Raw genomic sequence first — 17515 nt, forward strand, 5'->3', positions numbered from 1 at the left:
GTTGGATGACAGGAAGTGCCATGGCGCTGGCAGCGTTGTGGGTGACCGGGCTGCTGGCCTATCAGATGCCGGGGCCGGGCTGGCTGGCCAATGGCATTGCGGTGCTGTGGCTGCTGGTTGCGCTGTGGGCGTCGTGGCAGGTCGCGCGTGGCCGTGGCCATCGTCGCCTGGGCATGGCGTTCGGCGCGTCGCTGGCGCTGGCCGGCCTGTGGTGGCTGCTGCTCACCCCGCGCCAGGACCGCGTCTGGGCCGATGACGTGGCCCAGCGCCTGCACGTGGTGTCCTTCGACGGGCGCCACGTGGTGCTCGACAACGTGCGTGATTTCACCTGGCGCAGCGAGACCGACCACGACGCGCACTGGGTGCGCCGCGCGTACGACCTGGACCAACTCCGCTCGGCCGATCTGGTGCTGTCGTACTGGATGGGCCCGGCGATCGCCCACACCCTGATCTCGTTCGGTTTCGAGGATGGGCGCCACGTGGTGTTCTCGCTGGAGATCCGCAAGGAGCGCGGCGAATCGTTCTCGGCGCTGGGCGGCTTCTTCCGCAAATTCGAGATGACCCTGGTGGCCGCGGAGGAGACCGACATCATCCGCACCCGCACCAACGCGCGTGGCGAGGATGTCTACCTGTACCGCCTGCACGGCATGGACCAGGCGCAACTGAAGCAACTGTTCGCCGCGTACATCGCGCAGGCGCGCGAACTGGATGCGAAGCCGGGCTTCTACAACACGCTCACCAGCAACTGCACCACCATCGTCTTCGATCTGGCCCGCCACATCGCGCCGCGCCTGCCGCTGGACTACCGCCTGCTGCTGTCCGGCTACCTGGCCGAATACGCTCAGGAGGTCGGCGCGCTCACGCCGGGCGTGCCTTATGCCGAACTGCATGACAAGGGCCGCATCACCCAGCGTGCGCTGGACCTGGGCAGCGGCGACCACTTCTCTACCGTGATCCGCCAGGGCGTGCCCGGCACCGAGCAGGACCCGCAGTAATGACCCGACTCTTCCTGATCCGCTGGCAGCGCGCGCTGCCGGTGTTGTTCGCCGCCTTCCTGCTGCTGGGCAGCAGCGGCTGCGCGATGGTGACTGTCAAGCAGGTGAAGTCCAGCGATTCGCTGGTGAACAAGCGCGCCGATGTGCTCAACACCGGCAAGCTCAGCCCGGCCGCGCGCGAGACGCTCAGCGCGGCGGGCCTGGATGAGTCGCAGTGCGAGAAGGACTTCCTGGTCTGCCGCAGCACGTTGTTGATGACCGATGACCTCAACGTCGAGCAGCGGCTGTCGGCGCTGTCCGAACTGTGGGTGAAGGCCGCACTGGCGCTGACGCCGAAGAAGACCGCCGCCGGCGATCCGCCGATGAGCGATGCGGCGCTGGATGCCTGGCTGGAAGCCGCGCGCTATGCCTATGCCTACCTGTTCTACAGCGGCCGCTCGCCGTCCGACCGCGCCTTCGAGGACCGGCAGACGCAGGTGCGCGACTACTACAACTACGCCGCCGAGAAGGCGGCGGTGGTGCTGTTCGTGCGCGCGCGTGCAGCGGCACTGGCCGGCGAGGACTATACGAAGCCGATCTCGGTCGGCAGCTGGTCGCTGGCCTCCAACTATCAGCAGTTGAACCTGAAGAGCATTCCGGCGCAGCTGGTGCCGGCCGGCACGGTCAGCTTCGTCGGCCTGCGCAGCACCTATCGCCGCGATGGCTTCGGTGCCGAGCTGGTGATGGTGATGGACCCGCCCAAGCTGGTCGCGCCGGTGATCGCGGGCGATGGGCCGAAGGCGGAAACAGCGGCGGATGATGCTGACGACGAGCGCCGTGGCCGCCGCCATCGGCATGACGATTCGGTGCCGGAATTCAGCGAGATGTCCTCGATCAACGTCACCGCGCTGCTGCGTTTCGAAGGCAGCAGCCTGGAAGACGTGATGCGCACGCGCCGGGTTGAACTGGACGCCTATTCGCCGGAGGCCACTGAACGCATCACCCTGCACGGCGAACAGGTGCCGCTGGCCGGCAATTTCACCGCTGCCTACGGCCTGTGGCTGGCGCAGAGTGGCTTCGCCCGGCAGTCACTGCGCACCCTGTTCGGCATGAGTGAGGGCATCGGCGAACCGCACATCTACCTGATGCAGCCGTGGGACCCGAACCGCCGCATCATCTTCATGCTGCACGGCCTGGCCAGCAGCCCGGAAGCCTGGGTGAACCTGGCCAACGAGATCATGGGCGACCCTGAGCTGCGCCAGCAGTTCCAGGTGTGGCAGGTCTACTACCCGACCAATGCACCGATCGCGCTGAACCGCTACGAGATCGCCAACGCGTTCAATGACACGCTCAAGCACTTCGACCCCAACGGCAGCACACGCGCATCGAAGGACATGGTCTATATCGGCCACAGCATGGGCGGCGTGCTCGCGCGGCTGCTGGTGAGCGACTCGGGTGATGTGCTGTGGGATGACCTGCTGGCCAACTATGACCTGAAGGGCGAGCGGCTGAAGCGGGTGCAGGCCAAGCTGGGGCCACTGCTGCATTTCAAGGCGCAGCCGAGCGTGGAACGCGCGATCTTCATCGCCGCGCCGCACCAGGGCACGGATATCGCCGGCAACAAGGTCGGGCGGCTGATCGGGCGCCTGGTACGCCTGCCGCTGACCATTCTCGGCAAGTTCGAGGACGTGTTCATGGCGCTGGCACAGGCCGAGCAGCAGGTCGACGGCACCGCCAAGCCGAAGATTCCCAACAGCATCGACAACCTCAAGGCCAGCGATCCGTTCGTGAAGGCCGCCGCACAGCTGCCGATCGAAGCGGGCCTGAAGTACCACTCGATCATCGCCCAGCGCAAGCCGGAGCTGCCGGTGGAGAAGTCCGATGACGGGCTGGTGCCGTACTGGAGCGCGCATCTGCCGGGCGCGCTGTCGGAGAAGGTGATCATTTCCGGCCACAGCGTGCAGGAGACCCCGCAGGCCGTGCTGGAAGTGCGCCGCATCCTGCATCGGGATATCGATGACGTCGGGACCGGTACACGGTAATGCCGGCCTCTGGCCGTCGCCATCATCGGATTCCCGCGTGCGCGGAGGTTGCCGGCCAGCGGCCGGCACTACCGGAATCCGGCGGCGCTACACCCGCCGCGCGACCACTGCGGCCAGCACCGCCAGACCGAAGGTGATGGCCAGGCAAAGCAGGTAGCCGGTATGCGGCGCGCTTTCCACGAACATGGCGAACAACGCGCCGGACACCGCCAGCGCGGTGGTCACCGACAACGCCTCGCTCAGCTGCAGCGCCGAGGTATTGGCACCCTGCTCATGCGGTGCTGACAGCGACAGGGTCAGCACCGACAGGCTGGCGTAGATCATGCCCATGCCGAAGCCGGTCACGGCCCAGCCGACCAGCGCGACCGGCAGCGGCATCGGGTTGAACAGCACCGACAGCGTTGCGGCGATGCCGAACGTCATCATCACCGTGCCAACGCGCAGCAGCTGCTGGCGTGACCAGCCACGCTGCTGGTGGCCCTGCAGCCATGAACCGGCGAACCAGCCCAGCGCACCGAGGCTGAGCACGGCGCCTGCCCAGCTGGGCGAGAGCCCGCGTTCGCGCTGCAGCAGCAGGGGCAGATAGGCCTCGCAGGCGAAGAACGCCGCTGCAGCAATGCCGCGCAACGCGATCACGCTGGGCAGGCCGCGGCGCAGGATCAGGGTTCCGGCCGGCAGCAGCCGATGCACGCAGAACAGCAGCGCCAGCATCGCCACGCCGATGCAGAGCAGGGCGGCCATGCCCTGTTGCTGGCCGCCGACGTAGAGCAGTAGTGCGGCCAGTGAGGCGCCAGAGGCCCAGCGCACCACGTTGCTGCGTTCGCCATCGTTGCAGACCGCAACGGGAGGTTGCATGCGCGCCAGTGCCGGGCGCAGCAGCAGTGCGGCCGGTATCGCCAGCAGTGGCACTGCCAGGAATACCCAGCGCCAGCCCAGGTGCTGCACCATCAGGCCACTCAACGCCGGGCCGACCATCGAGGGCACCACCCAGCCTGCGGAGAACGCCGCGAACACCTTCGGTCGCAGGTGTTCGGGGTAGCTGCGGCCGACCATCACGTACAGCGAGACCGAAATCGCGCCCGCGCCCAGGCCCTGCATCAGGCGCCCGGCCACCAGCATGCCCATGCGCGTCGCAAAGCCGGCCAGCAGCAGGCCCAGCACGAAGCAGCCCAGGCCGTACCAGAGTGGCCGCGCGGGGCCGTGGCGATCGGCCCAGCGCCCGGCCAGGGTCATGCCGATCACACTGGTGGCCAGGGTGCCGCCAAAGGCCAGTGCGTACAGGCGCAGTCCATCGAGTGCTTCGGCCACGGTGGGCATCGCGGCCGCGACGGCCAGTGCTTCGAAGGCGTGCAGCGCGACCAGTGCGACCATGCCGATGGTCGTGGCGCGGTAGCGCGCGGACAGGATCGAGCTGTCAGCCGGCAGGTGGGTGTCGGCGGGAGAGAGGGTCGGGGTCATACGGGTCAGGTGCAGGCCGCGCTTGTCAACGGGCGGCGAAGGTAGCAGCATGCCACCTCAACTGTAGTTGAGGTCAAGCAATGGCATCCCAGGAACTCAGCGTTGGCGAGGTCTCCCAGCGCAGTGGCGTGGCCGTTTCCGCACTGCATTTCTACGAGCGCAAGGGGCTGATCAGCAGCCTGCGCACCTCGGGCAACCAACGTCGTTACAGCCGGGACGTGCTGCGCCGGTTGGCGGTGATCCGCGTGGCGCAGCGGGTGGGCATGCCGCTGGAAGCAGTCGGCCGTGCCTTCGAAAGCCTGCCTGACGGACGCGCACCGACCAAAGCGGATTGGGCCAGGCTGTCCGCGCGCTGGCGCACCGAGCTGGAAGAGCGCATCCACATGCTGCAGCTGCTGCGCGACGAACTGACCGGCTGCATCGGTTGTGGCTGCCTGTCGCTGCAGCACTGCCGCCTGGCCAATCCCGGCGACGTCCTCGGCGAGCGCGGCGACGGCCCGATGCGCTGGGAGTGAGCGACAAAAAGGGGACGGAGGGGATTATGTCGTTTGTGCACTTGCGACTTAATCCCCTCCGTCCCCTTTTTCTTACCAGACCGTGATGGTTTCGCCGCTCTGGATGCCTTCCACCGCGCGCTGGAAGGCCAGTGCCGCGCGCTGTGCGCTTACCGCCTCGAAGCCCGGGAAGTAGGGGCCGTAGGCGGCCATCGATTCGATCAGTACGTTCGGGCTGACCACGTTGATGCGCAGGCCGCGCGGCAGCAGCTCCAGTGCGGCTGCGCGCACGAAGCCTTCCAGTGCGGCATTCACCGAGGTGGCGTTGACGCCGTCGCGGATCGGTTGTGCGCTGACGATGCCGCTGGTCAGGGTGATCGAGCCGCCGCTGTTGAGATGATGCTGCGCGGCCAGTGCCAGCCTCACCTGGCCCAGCAATTTGTCCTGCAGGCCGAGGTTGAACTGCGCCGGCGTCATCTGCTGCAGCGGGCCGAAGTGCAGCTTGCCGGCGGTGGAAATCACCGCATCGACCGGGCCGGTACGTGCGAACAGTTCGGCGACGCTGGCGTCATCGGTCAGGTCCACGCGCAGTTCGCCGCTGCTGCGGCCGGCGGCGAGAATCTGATGCTGTTGGCCGAGCTGGCGGGCGACTGCCTGGCCGAGGGTGCCGCTGGCACCAACGAGGAGGATCTTCATGGCCGTTCCTTGCGTAAGGGAGTGAGCGCAGTCTGCGCCCTCACAATGGGGTTAGGTAAGCGGCGTATGATTCGCAGATTCCTAACTAAGGATTAGTAATGGATACCCTTCGATGCATGCAGGCCTTCGTTGCCGTGGCCGAGCGTGGCAGCTTCGCCGGCGCCGCCGAACAGCTGCAGGTCTCGGCGGTGATGGTGGGCAAGTACATCCAGCAGCTGGAGGCGCATCTGGGTACCGCGCTGCTGCAACGGAACACCCGCCGCCAGCGCCTGACCGAAGCCGGCAGCGCCTATCTGGCCGGATGCCGGCAAGTGCTGGAGCAGGTGCAGCAGGCCGAGGCCGATGTGGCCGGTCTGCAGGTACAGCCGCGTGGCCTGCTGCGGGTCAGTGCGCCGACCACCTGGGGCAGCTGCGTGCTGGCGCCGCAGCTGGCCGGCCTGCTGCTCGCGCAGCCGCAGTTGAACATCGAACTGGATCTGAGCAACCGCCGTGTGGACCTGATCGAGGACGGCTTCGACGTGGCGATCCGGGTCGGGCCGTTGCCATCGCAGGAGGTGGTGGCGCGGCCGCTGCCGCCGTATGCGATGAGCCTGTGCGCGGCGCCGTCTTACCTGCGCAGGCGCGGCACGCCACGCACGCCGGCGGACCTGCAGGGGCATGATTGCCTGAGCCATCTTGCCTGGCGTGGTGGCCATGGCTGGCAGTTGGCCCACGGTGAACAGGTGGATTGGGAGGCGCGGCTGACCTGCAACGACGGGTTCGCGCTGCGCGAAGCCGCCGTGGCCGGGGCCGGGTTGGTGTTGCAGCCCACCGCGCTGTTGGCGGGGGAGATCGCAGCAGGGCGCCTGAAGCCGCTGCTGCGCGACTACCTGCCCGAACCGCGACCGATGCATCTGATCTACCTGCCGGATCGACGGCCGCGCCCGCGGCTGCAGTGCTTCGTGGATTTCGTCATGGCCACATTTGGGCAATGAGCATCCACGCCATGCGTGGATGATGGTAGGTGCCGACCGTTGGTCGGCACACATCGGGATCAATCATTCGCCGCAGACAATTCCTGCCCGCGCACCTGCGCAGCACGCAGCGCGTTGTCCACCAGCACTTCGAAACCACCGGCCTGGAAGCTCTCGATCGCGGCCTGGGTGGTGCCGTTCGGCGAGGTCACACGGCGGCGAAGCTCGGCCGGGCTTTCGCCGGCTTCATCGAGCATGCGCGAAGCGCCCAGCAGGGTCTGCACCACCAGCGTGCGCGCGGCGTCGGCCGGCAGGCCCTGGGCAATGCCCGCCGCTTCCATCGCTTCGGCCAGCAGGAACACGTAGGCCGGCCCGCTGCCGGACACGGCAGTGACCGAATCCATCAGCGCCTCGCGCTCGATCCACACGGTACGGCCAGCACTGGCCAATACCTGTTCGGCCTGCGAGCGCTGCTGTGCATCCACCGACGGCGTGGCATACAGGCCGGTCACGCCGGCGCCGAGCAGGGCCGGCGTGTTGGGCATTGCACGCACCACCGGCAGGTTGCCGCCCAGCCAGCGTTCCAGCTGCGCGCTGGTGATGCCGGCGGCGATCGACACCACCAGTGGCCGGCTTGCCTGGGCCAGTGCCTGCAGCGACTGGCAGACCTCGCGCAGCACCTGTGGCTTCACCGCCAGCAGCCAGGTGCGGCCCTGTGCGGCGGCATCGGCGGCATTGTCGTGCACCTGCACGCCGAAATCGGTGGCCAGCGACTCGCGCAGTGCTGCAACCGGTTCGGCCACGTGGATGTGTGCGGCGGGCACGCCCTGGCGGATCAGGCCGGCGATCAGGCTGCGCGCCATGTTGCCGCCGCCGATGAAGGTGATGGAATCAGCTGTCATGAAACTCTCCTTGCAAGATCAGGCCGGGCGAGGACGCGCGCCGAACAGGGCGGTGCCGATGCGCACCAAAGTGGCGCCCTCGGCGATGGCGTCGGCGTAGTCGCTGCTCATGCCCATCGACAGCGTGTCGACCTGCGCGTGCTGGGCGGCCAGCGACTGGAAAAGTGTGCGCATGCGCACGAACGCATCCCGACGGCGTTCCGCCTCGGGCCATGGCGCGGGAATCGCCATCAAGCCACGCAGGCGCAGGGTGGGCTCGGCGGCAATCGCAGCGGCCAGCACCTCGACATCCTCCGGCGCACAGCCGTGCTTGCTGGATTCATCGTCGATGTTGACCTGGATCAGCACATTCAGCGGACCACGCGCTGCCGGGCGATGGCGCGCCAGCGCCGTCACCAGCTTGGGCCGGTCCACGCTCTGCACCCAATCGAAGTGGGTGGCCACGGCCTCGGCCTTGTTCGACTGCAGGTGGCCGATCAGGTGCCACTCCAGCGCCAGGTGCTGCAGCGCCTGCATCTTGGCCAGCGCTTCCTGCACATAGTTCTCGCCGAAGGCCTGCTGGCCCTGCGCGGCCAGCGCAGCCACGGCCTCGGCCGGTTGGGTCTTGGAAACGGCCAGCAGGCGCGGATCGGGCCGGCCGGCCGCCTCGGCGGCGGCATGCAGGTTGCTCAGGATCTGGGGCAGGGGAGTGGCCACGTAACGCGTTCCGTTGAATCAGGAGGCTATACTGCCGCCCGGGGAAAGATCCTTCCAGTCGAAGCCGTTATTGGGGAGTAGCCGCTCATGGATATCGCCGAACTGCTGGCGTTTTCCGTAAAGAACAAAGCGTCCGACCTGCACCTGTCCGCAGGCCTGCCGCCGATGATCCGCGTGGACGGCGACGTTCGCCGGATCAACATCCCGGCCCTGGACCACAAGCAGGTCCATGCGCTGGTGTACGACATCATGTCCGACAAGCAGCGCCGCGATTACGAGGAATTCCTCGAAGTGGACTTCTCCTTCGAGATCCCGTCGCTGGCGCGCTTCCGTGTGAACGCGTTCAACCAGAACCGTGGCGCCGGTGCGGTGTTCCGTACCATTCCGTCCGAGGTGCTCACCCTCGAGGACCTGGCCTGCCCGCCGCTGTTCCGCGAGGTGATCCAGCAGCCGCAGGGCCTGATCCTGGTGACCGGCCCCACCGGTTCGGGCAAGTCGACCACGCTGGCGGCAATGATCGACTACATCAACAAGAACGAATACGGCCACATCCTCACCGTCGAGGATCCGATCGAATTCGTGCACACCTCGCAGAAGTGCCTGATCAACCAGCGCGAAGTGCACCGCGATACGCATGGCTTCAACGAAGCGCTGCGCTCGGCACTGCGTGAGGACCCGGACATCATCCTGGTGGGCGAACTTCGCGACCTGGAAACCATCCGCCTGGCACTGACCGCCGCGGAAACCGGCCACCTGGTGTTCGGAACCCTGCACACCAGCTCGGCGGCCAAGACCATCGACCGCATCATCGACGTGTTCCCGGCCGGCGAAAAGCCGATGGTGCGTTCGATGCTGTCCGAGTCGCTGCGTGCGGTGATCTCGCAGGCGCTGCTGAAGAAGGTTGGCGGCGGTCGTACCGCAGCGTGGGAAATCATGGTCGGCACCCCGGCCATCCGCAACCTGATCCGCGAAGACAAGGTGGCGCAGATGTACTCGGCCATCCAGACCGGCCAGCAGTACGGCATGATGACCCTGGACCAGCACCTGCAGGACCTGGTCAAGCGCAGCCTGATCACCCGCAACCAGGCCCGCGAGTACGCCAAGGACAAGCGCCTGTTCGAGTAAGGCGGGACAACCACGGGCGGCGTGCACCAGTGCGGCGCCGTCTCCGTGCCGTTTCCTCCACCGACCGTTTCCTGGTACATGCCCTCTTGGGAGCCCGCCGTGAACAGCACCGCGACCACCATCGATTTCACTTCGTTCCTCAAGCTGATGGCGCACCAGCGCGCCTCGGACCTGTTCATCACGGCCGGCATGCCGCCGGCGATGAAGGTCAACGGCAAGATCTCGCCGATCACCCAGACCCCGCTCACGCCGCAGCAGAGCCGCGACCTGGTCCTCAACGTGATGACCCCGGCGCAGCGCGAGGAATTCGAGAAGACGCACGAATGCAACTTCGCCATCGGCCTGTCCGGCGTCGGCCGCTTCCGCGTCAGCTGCTTCTACCAGCGCAACCAGGTCGGCATGGTGCTGCGTCGCATCGAGACGCGCATTCCGACCGTGGAAGAACTGAGCCTGCCGCCGATCATCAAGACGCTGGCGATGACCAAGCGCGGCATCATCCTGTTCGTCGGCGCCACCGGTACCGGTAAATCGACCTCGCTGGCAGCGATGATCGGTTACCGCAACCAGAACTCGACCGGCCACATCATCACCATCGAAGACCCGATCGAGTTCGTGCACAAGCACGAGGGCTGCATCATCACCCAGCGCGAAGTCGGCATCGATACCGACAGCTGGGAAGCCGCGCTGAAGAACACCCTGCGCCAGGCGCCGGACGTGATCATGATCGGCGAGGTGCGTACCCGCGAAGGCATGGATCACGCCATCGCGTTCGCCGAAACCGGCCACCTGGTGCTGTGCACCCTGCATGCGAACAACGCCAACCAGGCGATGGACCGCATCGTCAACTTCTTCCCGGAAGACCGCCGCAACCAGCTGCTGATGGACCTGTCGCTGAATCTCAAGGGCGTGGTCGCGCAACAGCTGGTGCCATCGCCCGATGGCCGCTCGCGCAAGGTGGCGATGGAGATCCTGCTGGGCACGCCGCTGGTGCAGGACTACATCCGCGACGGCGAGATCCACAAGCTGAAGGAAGTGATGAAGGACTCGGTCCAGCTTGGCATGAAGACCTTCGACCAGAGCCTGTTCGAGCTGTACCAGGCCGGCGAGATCAGCTACGAGGACGCGCTGCGCTACGCCGATTCGCAGAACGAGGTGCGCCTGCGCATCAAGCTCAGCCAGGGCGGCGACGCACGTACCCTGTCGCAGGGGCTGGACGGCGTGGAGATCTCGGAGATCCGTTGACCTGGCCGGTATCGGTCGTGGCTGGATTGATGAATTCCGGTCATGACCGACTGCGGCCGGGCTGGCTCAATCCAGCGCCACGACAGGCGTATCGTCATCACTCCCCCTCTGGAGCACGACGATGCAGACACGCGAACTGGGCCGCAGTGGCCTGAAGGTTTCCGCCCTCGGCCTGGGCTGCATGGGCCTGACCCATGCCTACGGTCAGCCGGTGGAGCAGGGCCAGGGCATCGCCCTGCTGCAGGCCGCCGTCGAGCGCGGCGTGACCTTCTTCGACACCGCCGAGGTGTATGGTCCGTACACCAACGAAGACCTGCTCGGCCGGGCGCTGGCGCCCTACCGCGACAGGCTGGTGATTGCCACCAAGTTCGGATTCAAGGGCGCGCGCACCGATGACGGCCTGGACAGCCGCCCCGAGAATATCCGTGCCGTTGCCGAAGCCAGCCTCAAGCGCCTGCGCACCGACCATATCGACCTGTTCTACCAGCACCGCGTCGACCCGAACGTGCCGATCGAGGATGTGGCTGGCACCGTGCGCGACCTGATCGCCGAAGGCAAGGTCGGCCACTTCGGGCTGTCCGAGGCGAGCGCTGCCACCGTGCGCCGCGCGCATGCGGTGCAGCCGGTTGCCGCCGTGCAGAGTGAGTACTCGCTGTGGTGGCGCGAACCGGAGCGCGAGTTGTTGCCGACGCTGCAGGAGCTGGGCATCGGCTTCGTGCCATTCAGCCCGCTTGGCCGCGGCTTCCTCACCGGCACGATCAACGCCGACACCACCTTCGATGCCAACGATTTCCGCAACAGCGTTCCGCGTTTCGAAGTGGAGGCGCGCCGCGCCAACCAGGCGCTGGTGGATCGCATCAGTACGATTGCCGCAGCACGGGGCGCGACGCCGGCGCAGGTGGCGCTGGCCTGGCTGCTGGCACAGGCGCCGTGGATCGTGCCGATCCCAGGCACCACCAAGATCCATCGCCTGGAAGAAAACCTCGGCGCGGCCGACCTGCAGCTGGCACCGGAGCAGCTGCAACGCATCGCACAGGCGCTGGACGAAGTGTCGATCGTCGGCGAGCGCTACAACGCGCAGCGTGCCGCCCAGGCCAAGGGCTGATCACCAGCTGGGTGCGGACCGTTGGTGGTGGGTGCGGACCGTTGGTCCGCACGCCTTGCCCCTCACCCCAGCGGCCCGCGCAGCGCATCAAGCACCGTGCGCATCGCCACGGTGACGTGGCGGCGCGACGGGTAGTACGCGTAGTAGCCATCGAAGTGCGGGCACCAGTCGTCCAGCACCGACTGCAGGCGGCCATCGTCCAGCATCGGCTGCACCTGGTCTTCCGGCAGCCAGGCCAGTCCGCTGCCGGCCAGCGCAGCGGCGCGGGTCATGCCCATGGTGTTGAACGTCCATTGCCCGCCAACGCGCACACTCAGTTCGTTGCCATCCTGGCCGAAATCCCACGGCATCAGTCCCCCATGCGTAGGCAGGCGCAGGGTCACGCAGTTGTGCTTGGCCAGGTCGTCCGGATGCTGCGGCACCACGTGCTGGCGGAAGTAGCTGGGTGCACCGACCACGCGCATGCGCAGCGGCGGGCTGATCGGCACCGCGACCATGTCGCGCGCCAGGCGCTCGCCGAGGCGGATGCCGATGTCGTAGCGCTCGGCGACGATGTCGGCCAGGCCGTAGTCGGTGGTCAGTTCCACCTTCAGGTCCGGATAACGCTGCAACAACGGCGCCAGCCGCGGCCAAGCGATGTACTCGGCGGCATGGCCGGTGGCATTGATGCGGATGGTGCCGGCCGGGCGTTCGCGGTACTCGGCCAGTGCGGCCAGCCCGTCCTCGATCTCGGCCAGGCGTGGGCCCAGGGTGTCGAGCAGGCGGGCACCGGCTTCGGTGGTCGATACGCTGCGGGTGGTACGGGTCAGCAGGCGCACGCCCAGGCGCTGTTCCAGGCCGCGCATGGCATGGCTGAGCGCGGACTGGTACACGCCCAGCTGGGCGGCGGCCCGGGTGAAGCTGCCCTCGCGGGCAACGTGGACGAAGGCCTGCAGGTCGTTGAGGTTTTCGCGGGGCATGCTGGAATGATACGGCCGGGCTGCGCCCGGCACCTGCCGAAGCAACGTCAACGGCCACGTCAACTTCAAAAACTGGCTATCCGTGAGATGGCGGGGTGGGCCCGATTGAGGGGGACGCCGTAAACCCATCCATGGGGGCTTGGTCGCGGCATCCATGCCGCTCACACCCCCTCAACCGGACCCACCCCGCCTTCGACAGTTGGCTGCGGCCTGTCGGGCGAGGCGGGGTCGGACGTTTGGGTGTGTCGATTTCTGCGTCTGTGGTTCGTCGAATGAATGACTTCAACGGGAGCTGCACATGAGCACTGACACCAAGCCGAAAGGCCCGGCCTCGTATTTCCCCTCCATCGAGAAGACCTACGGGCAGCCGGTGGCGCACTGGTTCGGGTTGCTGGCCGGGAAGAAGGGCCTGAAACACATGGAACTGGTCAGCTTCCTGAAGAGTGAACATGGCTTGGGCCATGGCCATGCCAACGCACTGGTGGCTCACCATCTGGCCGGCAAGGGCTGAGCAGCGCCGAGCCCGGGGCAGTGCGAGGCGCATTCAGTTGAACGATTTCATCTGCAACTGTCATGCAGATCGTGTCTAATACCGCTCCCCACCTGCTGTTCCCCCACCGCATGTCCCTTCCTTCCCATGGCCCCGCGCCGTGCGACGACGCTGACGGCCACCTGGTCACCGCCGGTCCGCTGACCCCGCCGCCCGACAGTGCTGGCACCACCGCCGACGAAAAAGCGCTGCGTCACTCGATCGCCGAGGACGTGCAGGGCATGGTGCTGGCCACGATGGTGGCCTCGCTGGGCCTGGCCATCTTCGCCAAGGGCGGGCTGATGATCGGCGGCATGGCGGGCATGGCCTTCCTGCTGCACTACGCGATGGGCTGGAACTTCGGCCTGGTGTTCGTGCTGGTCAACCTGCCGTTCTATTGGGTGGCGCTGCGGCGCATGGGCTGGGAATTCACCCTGAAGACCTTCGCTGCGGTCACCGCCTGTGGCGTGCTGACCGACCTGCTGCCGCGCTGGATCGACTTCTCGCACATCAACCCGCTGTATTCGGCGATCGTCGGTGGTGCCTTGTCCGGCCTCGGCATCCTGTTCTTCATCCGACACCGCGCCAGCCTTGGCGGCATCGGCATCCTGGCGGTGTACCTGCAGCGCACCCGAGGCTGGAGCGCCGGCAAGGTGCAGATGTCCTACGACGCCTGCCTGATGGTAGCCGCGTTCTTCGTGCTGTCGCCATCGAAGGTGCTGTACTCGGCCATCGGCGCGGTGGTGCTCAGCCTGGTGCTGATGTTCAACCACCGCCCCGGCCGTTACATGGGCGTGTGACCGTTCAACGGGGTTGCCGGCCAGCGGCCGGCACTACCGGCATCCACGCGCGGAGATCCCTCAGCGGACGGCGGCCTGCAACCACGGCGGCGACAGCGTCAGCAGCCGCGCATGCACCGGGCAATCCTCGGCGTGCGCGCCGGGCAGGTAGCCCAGGCTCATCAGGAACTCGCCGGTGATCTCGCCACCGGTGAAGCGGAAGGTCTTCTTGAACAGCTTCACCCAGTCGGCCTTGCTGCGCGGGTGATGCGCATCCAGCCACGCCGCGAAGCTGCCATGACTGGCCCGCAGCTGCTGGATCACCTGCGCGTTGTGGATGGCGGCCAGTACCTTCAGCCGGTTGCGGATGATGCCCGCGTCCGATAGCAGGCGCTCGATGTCCTGCTCGGCATAGGCCGCCACGCGGTCGACATCGAAGCCGTCATAGGCCGCGCGGAAGCCCTCGCGCTTTTTCAGGATCGTTTCCCAGCTCAGCCCGGCCTGGTTGATTTCCAGCACCAGCCGCTCGAACAGCTCGCGCTCGTCACGCTGCGGGTAGCCGTATTCATTGGCGTGGTAGTAGTCGTGCACCGGATGGCCCGGGGCGATGAGGCAGTAGCCGCTCATGGGGAAGACTCGCTGGATTCGGGTTCGGGATCGATGGCCACTGCGGGGCGCCCACCAATGGACAGCATCGGCCAGCGCGGCGGTTCAAGAGTGAGTTTGCCATCACGCAGCGCCTGGTTGATCGCCTCGGCCTGGCCGCTGGCGGTGCCGAACAGCGAACCGGCCCGGCGCCAGTGGTTGTCCCTGCCACGTGCGTACAGCACGCAGTCCGGCCCACGGATGGTGTACAGCTCGCACAGCAGCACGTCGGTGTTCCCGTCGCCATCCAGATCGCGATGCACGATCAGGCAGTCGCGCTCGCTCTGGGCGCAGGATTCGCCATCGATCGCGCGCGTGGCCAGTGCCTGCCACCAGTCGTCCGGTGGCGAGCTGGATCCCTTGGCCAGCTTCAACGCGCGCTGCAGGGCGACGACGTCCTGCGGCCCCTTGTCGAGGCGCTGGCCGTCATCCCAGCGCGAGGTACGTGCCAGCGCGGCAGCGATCACCTGTGGCGCGTTGGCATCGGCGGTGATGGCTGGATCACGCTGCAGTTCGCGCAGCGCCCGCACGCCGCGGTGGCCAAGATCGAAGCGCAGCACGTTGACGTCACTGCTGGTGATCGCGGGCGGGTCGGCACGCAGGCGCGCCAGCTGGCTGGACAGGGTCAGCCGCACCGGGTCCAGCAGCGGCGAGTTGCCCAGCAATGCCAGTGCCAGCACCGCCCAGCACATCCAGCGGTTGACCGGCTCCAGCATCTGCAACCAGCGGCGCTGCCGGCGCAGCACCGCCAGCGCGTAGCCCACGGCATAGCCGGCCACGGCCACTGCGACGAGTACCGCCCAGAACCGGTCCACGGTCCAGCCGTACTGCACCACGCGCAGCCCCAGTGCGTACAGCGCCAGTGCGGCGTAGACCGGCAGCGCCAGCAGGCTGGCTTCAACCAGACGGCGCAGCACGACGGGGTAGGGCGCGGTGTCGTCCCCCTGCTGGTAGACCGCATTGGTGAACGTCACCAGCAACAGCGACAGCACCAGCAGCAGGCTGGCGGCCGAGCGGGTCTTCCACAGCGGTTCCAGCCCGGTAAGCGGCAGGCTCAGCACGAACAATACGGCGATGAACGAGAGCAGCGGCAGCAGTCCGCGGCAGATCGCGAACAGCACCTGGCGGGTGATCTGGATCGCGCGGTGCTGGGTGCGCCCGATCAGCACGCCGAACCCGGCCAGGCTGCCGGTAGCCAGCGCAATGAAGGCATCCTGGCGGAACAGGTCGCGGAAGACGGTGACCTCCAGCAGCTGGAACAGCGCCGCCCACAGCCACAGCAGCAGCCAGGTCAGCCCGGTGAACAGTGCCGCCAGGGCGAGGGTCAAACCGTTCTGCCAGGCGCGCTCGAACAGCTCGGGGTAGCTGGCGCGCCAGTGCCCGTGCTGCAGCTGGAACTGCCACCAGGGCAGCACCACGAACACCGCCACGGCCATGCCCAGGGTCAGTGGAAACTGCAGCGCGCTCGACTCCAGCGCGGTCTCGCCAGTGAGGTTCCAGCCGATCCAGGCGGCCAGCGCCAGCACCACCGCCGAGCCGAGCACGGCCTGCAGCCACAGGCGGCGCTGGCCCAGCTCGACCAGGCTCAGCGCCACCGCGCTGGGAATGGCCAGCACCCAGGCGTACCAGCAGTAGCGCCAGCCGATATCGCGGAACGGCCACGCATCGGACAGTTCCTGCGCGGCATACAGCATCAGACCCTGCAGCAGGGCAATCAGGACGATGGCGCTGCGTGCCGGCAGGGTCAGGGGCGATGAAGACTGCATCGATGACCTTCCATGGCAAAGCACCATCCTAGCCCATCGCGGTTCGCCGCCATTGCGCGACCATCCCGCCCCCAGCAGGTAGAATGGGACCATGCCTGTAACGCCGACCTCCCTCGCCGATCACCTCCTCGTCGCGCTGCCGTCGCTGCTCGACGCGACCTTTGCCCGCAGCGTCGCGCTGATCTGCCAGCACGACGAGAACGGGGCGATGGGCGTGCTGGTCAACCAGCCTTCCGAGTACACGCTGGGTGAAGTGCTTGCACAGATGGACATCACCACCGGTGACGGCGACCTGCAGGCGCGCATGGTGCTCAACGGCGGCCCGGTGCATCCCGAGCGCGGCTTCGTCATCCATGACGACGCGCGGGCGTGGGATTCCAGCCTGATCGTGGGTGACGGCCTGTACCTGACCACTTCGCGCGACATCCTTGAAGCGATGGCGCGTGGCGAAGGCCCGGCCAATGCCGTGGTCACCCTCGGCTGTGCCGGTTGGGGCGCAGGGCAGCTGGAAAGCGAGCTGTCCGAGAACAGCTGGCTGACCGTGCCGGCCGATGCCGAGCTGGTGTTCCAGCTGCCACTGGAGCAGCGCTGGCAGGGTGCGGCCTCGCGCATCGGCGTGGACCTGTTCCGCCTGACCGACTACAGCGGCCATGTCTGAGCCGGCCACGCCCGTACCGGCTCCTGCTGCCCCGGCGATCCGCCGTGACGGCACCGTTCTGGGTTTCGACGTCGGCTCGCGGCGGATCGGCGTGGCCATCGGCAGTGCCTTCGCTGCGCATGCGCGCGCGGTGGCGGTGGTCGATGTGCACGGCAATGGCCCGGACTGGACCGCGATCGAACGCCTGCTCAAGGAATGGAAGCCCGACGGCCTGGTGGTCGGCGACCCGCTGACCCTGGACGGCCAGGACCAACCCAACCGCAAGCGCGCGCAGGGCTTCGCCCGCCAGCTGCGGGAACGTTTCAAGCTGCCGGTGGTGATGATCGACGAGCGTTCCAGCTCGGTCGAGGCCGCCCGCCGCTTCGCCGTCGAGCGCGCCGAAGGGCGCAAGCGCCGCCGTGATGCGGCCGCGCTCGATGCCGTGGCCGCGGCGGTGATCATCGACCGCTGGCTGTCGTCCCCCGACGACGCCACCCCCATTCCCTGACTGCC

At 67.3% G+C, this 17515-nt stretch carries 17 protein-coding genes and 1 pseudogene; 11 read left to right on the forward strand and 7 right to left on the reverse strand.

Annotated features, from left to right (window positions below; translation table 11 throughout):
* Positions 1-20: 20 nt before the first annotated feature.
* Both AC5P6H_RS13810 and AC5P6H_RS13815 read left to right on the forward strand, forming a co-directional pair.
* A complete protein-coding gene (locus AC5P6H_RS13810) occupies positions 21-995 on the forward strand; it encodes an Lnb N-terminal periplasmic domain-containing protein (protein WP_495202816.1) in 975 nt (324 codons plus the stop codon).
* Positions 995-3016 carry an esterase/lipase family protein gene (locus AC5P6H_RS13815; protein WP_495202772.1) on the forward strand — a complete coding sequence of 674 codons (2022 nt, stop codon included), beginning with the start codon at positions 995-997 and terminating at the stop codon, positions 3014-3016. The genes AC5P6H_RS13810 and AC5P6H_RS13815 overlap by 1 nt, the downstream gene beginning before the upstream one ends.
* A gap of 87 nt (positions 3017-3103) precedes the next feature.
* Here the strand turns inward: AC5P6H_RS13815 and AC5P6H_RS13820 are convergent, their stop codons facing one another.
* Entirely contained in the window at positions 3104-4525 is a 1422-nt protein-coding gene (locus tag AC5P6H_RS13820; protein ID WP_197606074.1) for an MFS transporter, read from the reverse strand.
* Positions 4526-4554: 29 nt separating this feature from the next.
* Here AC5P6H_RS13820 and soxR point away from each other — a divergent pair, with 29 nt between their 5' ends.
* The gene (gene soxR, locus AC5P6H_RS13825; RefSeq protein WP_021202603.1) at positions 4555-4989 is read left to right on the forward strand and encodes a redox-sensitive transcriptional activator SoxR; all 435 of its coding nucleotides are present in this window, start codon (positions 4555-4557) and stop codon (positions 4987-4989) included.
* A 72-nt stretch (positions 4990-5061) separates the two neighbouring features.
* Here soxR and AC5P6H_RS13830 read toward each other — a convergent pair.
* Positions 5062-5691: pseudogene (locus AC5P6H_RS13830) on the reverse strand (short chain dehydrogenase); the annotation flags it as partial.
* 71 nt (positions 5692-5762) lie between these two features.
* Between AC5P6H_RS13830 and AC5P6H_RS13835 the strand changes: the two are divergent.
* Positions 5763-6638: a LysR family transcriptional regulator gene (locus tag AC5P6H_RS13835; protein ID WP_495202773.1), complete on the forward strand. Its 876-nt coding sequence runs from the start codon at positions 5763-5765 to the stop codon at positions 6636-6638.
* A gap of 59 nt (positions 6639-6697) precedes the next feature.
* Here the strand turns inward: AC5P6H_RS13835 and proC are convergent, their stop codons facing one another.
* Both proC and AC5P6H_RS13845 read right to left on the reverse strand, forming a co-directional pair.
* Positions 6698-7519: a pyrroline-5-carboxylate reductase gene (gene proC, locus AC5P6H_RS13840; protein ID WP_014646216.1), complete on the reverse strand. Its 822-nt coding sequence runs from the start codon at positions 7517-7519 to the stop codon at positions 6698-6700.
* Between the two features lie 18 nt (positions 7520-7537).
* Positions 7538-8215 carry a YggS family pyridoxal phosphate-dependent enzyme gene (locus AC5P6H_RS13845; protein ID WP_032958502.1) on the reverse strand — a complete coding sequence of 226 codons (678 nt, stop codon included), beginning with the start codon at positions 8213-8215 and terminating at the stop codon, positions 7538-7540.
* An 87-nt stretch (positions 8216-8302) separates the two neighbouring features.
* On the opposite strand from AC5P6H_RS13845, the gene AC5P6H_RS13850 reads away from it, so the two are divergent.
* The 3 genes from AC5P6H_RS13850 (at position 8303) to AC5P6H_RS13860 (ending at position 11687) form a co-directional block, all read left to right on the forward strand.
* Complete coding sequence (locus tag AC5P6H_RS13850) at positions 8303-9340, forward strand: type IV pilus twitching motility protein PilT (protein ID WP_004147099.1); 1038 nt, start codon at positions 8303-8305, stop codon at positions 9338-9340.
* Between the two features lie 78 nt (positions 9341-9418).
* The gene (locus AC5P6H_RS13855; protein ID WP_042358565.1) at positions 9419-10582 is read left to right on the forward strand and encodes a PilT/PilU family type 4a pilus ATPase; all 1164 of its coding nucleotides are present in this window, start codon (positions 9419-9421) and stop codon (positions 10580-10582) included.
* 121 nt (positions 10583-10703) lie between these two features.
* Complete coding sequence (locus tag AC5P6H_RS13860; RefSeq protein ID WP_495202774.1) at positions 10704-11687, forward strand: aldo/keto reductase; 984 nt, start codon at positions 10704-10706, stop codon at positions 11685-11687.
* 62 nt (positions 11688-11749) lie between these two features.
* Here AC5P6H_RS13860 and AC5P6H_RS13865 read toward each other — a convergent pair whose 3' ends face one another.
* Positions 11750-12646, reverse strand: coding sequence for a LysR family transcriptional regulator (locus tag AC5P6H_RS13865; protein ID WP_495202775.1), 897 nt, complete (start codon positions 12644-12646; stop codon positions 11750-11752).
* A 298-nt stretch (positions 12647-12944) separates the two neighbouring features.
* Here AC5P6H_RS13865 and AC5P6H_RS13870 point away from each other — a divergent pair, with 298 nt between their 5' ends.
* Complete coding sequence (locus AC5P6H_RS13870) at positions 12945-13157, forward strand: DUF4287 domain-containing protein (protein ID WP_014646220.1); 213 nt, start codon at positions 12945-12947, stop codon at positions 13155-13157.
* A gap of 110 nt (positions 13158-13267) precedes the next feature.
* Positions 13268-13975, forward strand: a complete 708-nt coding sequence (locus AC5P6H_RS13875; protein WP_014036228.1) for a YitT family protein — start codon at positions 13268-13270, stop codon at positions 13973-13975.
* Positions 13976-14035: 60 nt separating this feature from the next.
* Here the strand turns inward: AC5P6H_RS13875 and AC5P6H_RS13880 are convergent, their stop codons facing one another.
* Both AC5P6H_RS13880 and AC5P6H_RS13885 read right to left on the reverse strand, forming a co-directional pair.
* A complete protein-coding gene (locus AC5P6H_RS13880; RefSeq protein ID WP_262088352.1) occupies positions 14036-14581 on the reverse strand; it encodes a DNA-3-methyladenine glycosylase I in 546 nt (181 codons plus the stop codon).
* Positions 14578-16365 (reverse strand): DUF4153 domain-containing protein, encoded by a 1788-nt coding sequence (locus AC5P6H_RS13885; protein WP_049440990.1) that lies wholly within the window; start codon positions 16363-16365, stop codon positions 14578-14580. Before AC5P6H_RS13885 ends, AC5P6H_RS13880 begins: the two co-directional genes overlap by 4 nt.
* A gap of 91 nt (positions 16366-16456) precedes the next feature.
* Between AC5P6H_RS13885 and AC5P6H_RS13890 the strand changes: the two genes are divergently transcribed.
* Both AC5P6H_RS13890 and ruvX read left to right on the forward strand, forming a co-directional pair.
* Positions 16457-17023: a YqgE/AlgH family protein gene (locus AC5P6H_RS13890; protein ID WP_014646224.1), complete on the forward strand. Its 567-nt coding sequence runs from the start codon at positions 16457-16459 to the stop codon at positions 17021-17023.
* Positions 17016-17510, forward strand: coding sequence for a Holliday junction resolvase RuvX (gene ruvX / locus AC5P6H_RS13895; RefSeq protein ID WP_049440988.1), 495 nt, complete (start codon positions 17016-17018; stop codon positions 17508-17510). Before AC5P6H_RS13890 ends, ruvX begins: the two co-directional genes overlap by 8 nt.
* Positions 17511-17515 lie beyond the last annotated feature (5 nt).

This window comes from Stenotrophomonas sp. YJH_SMC_110 (assembly GCF_059369255.1).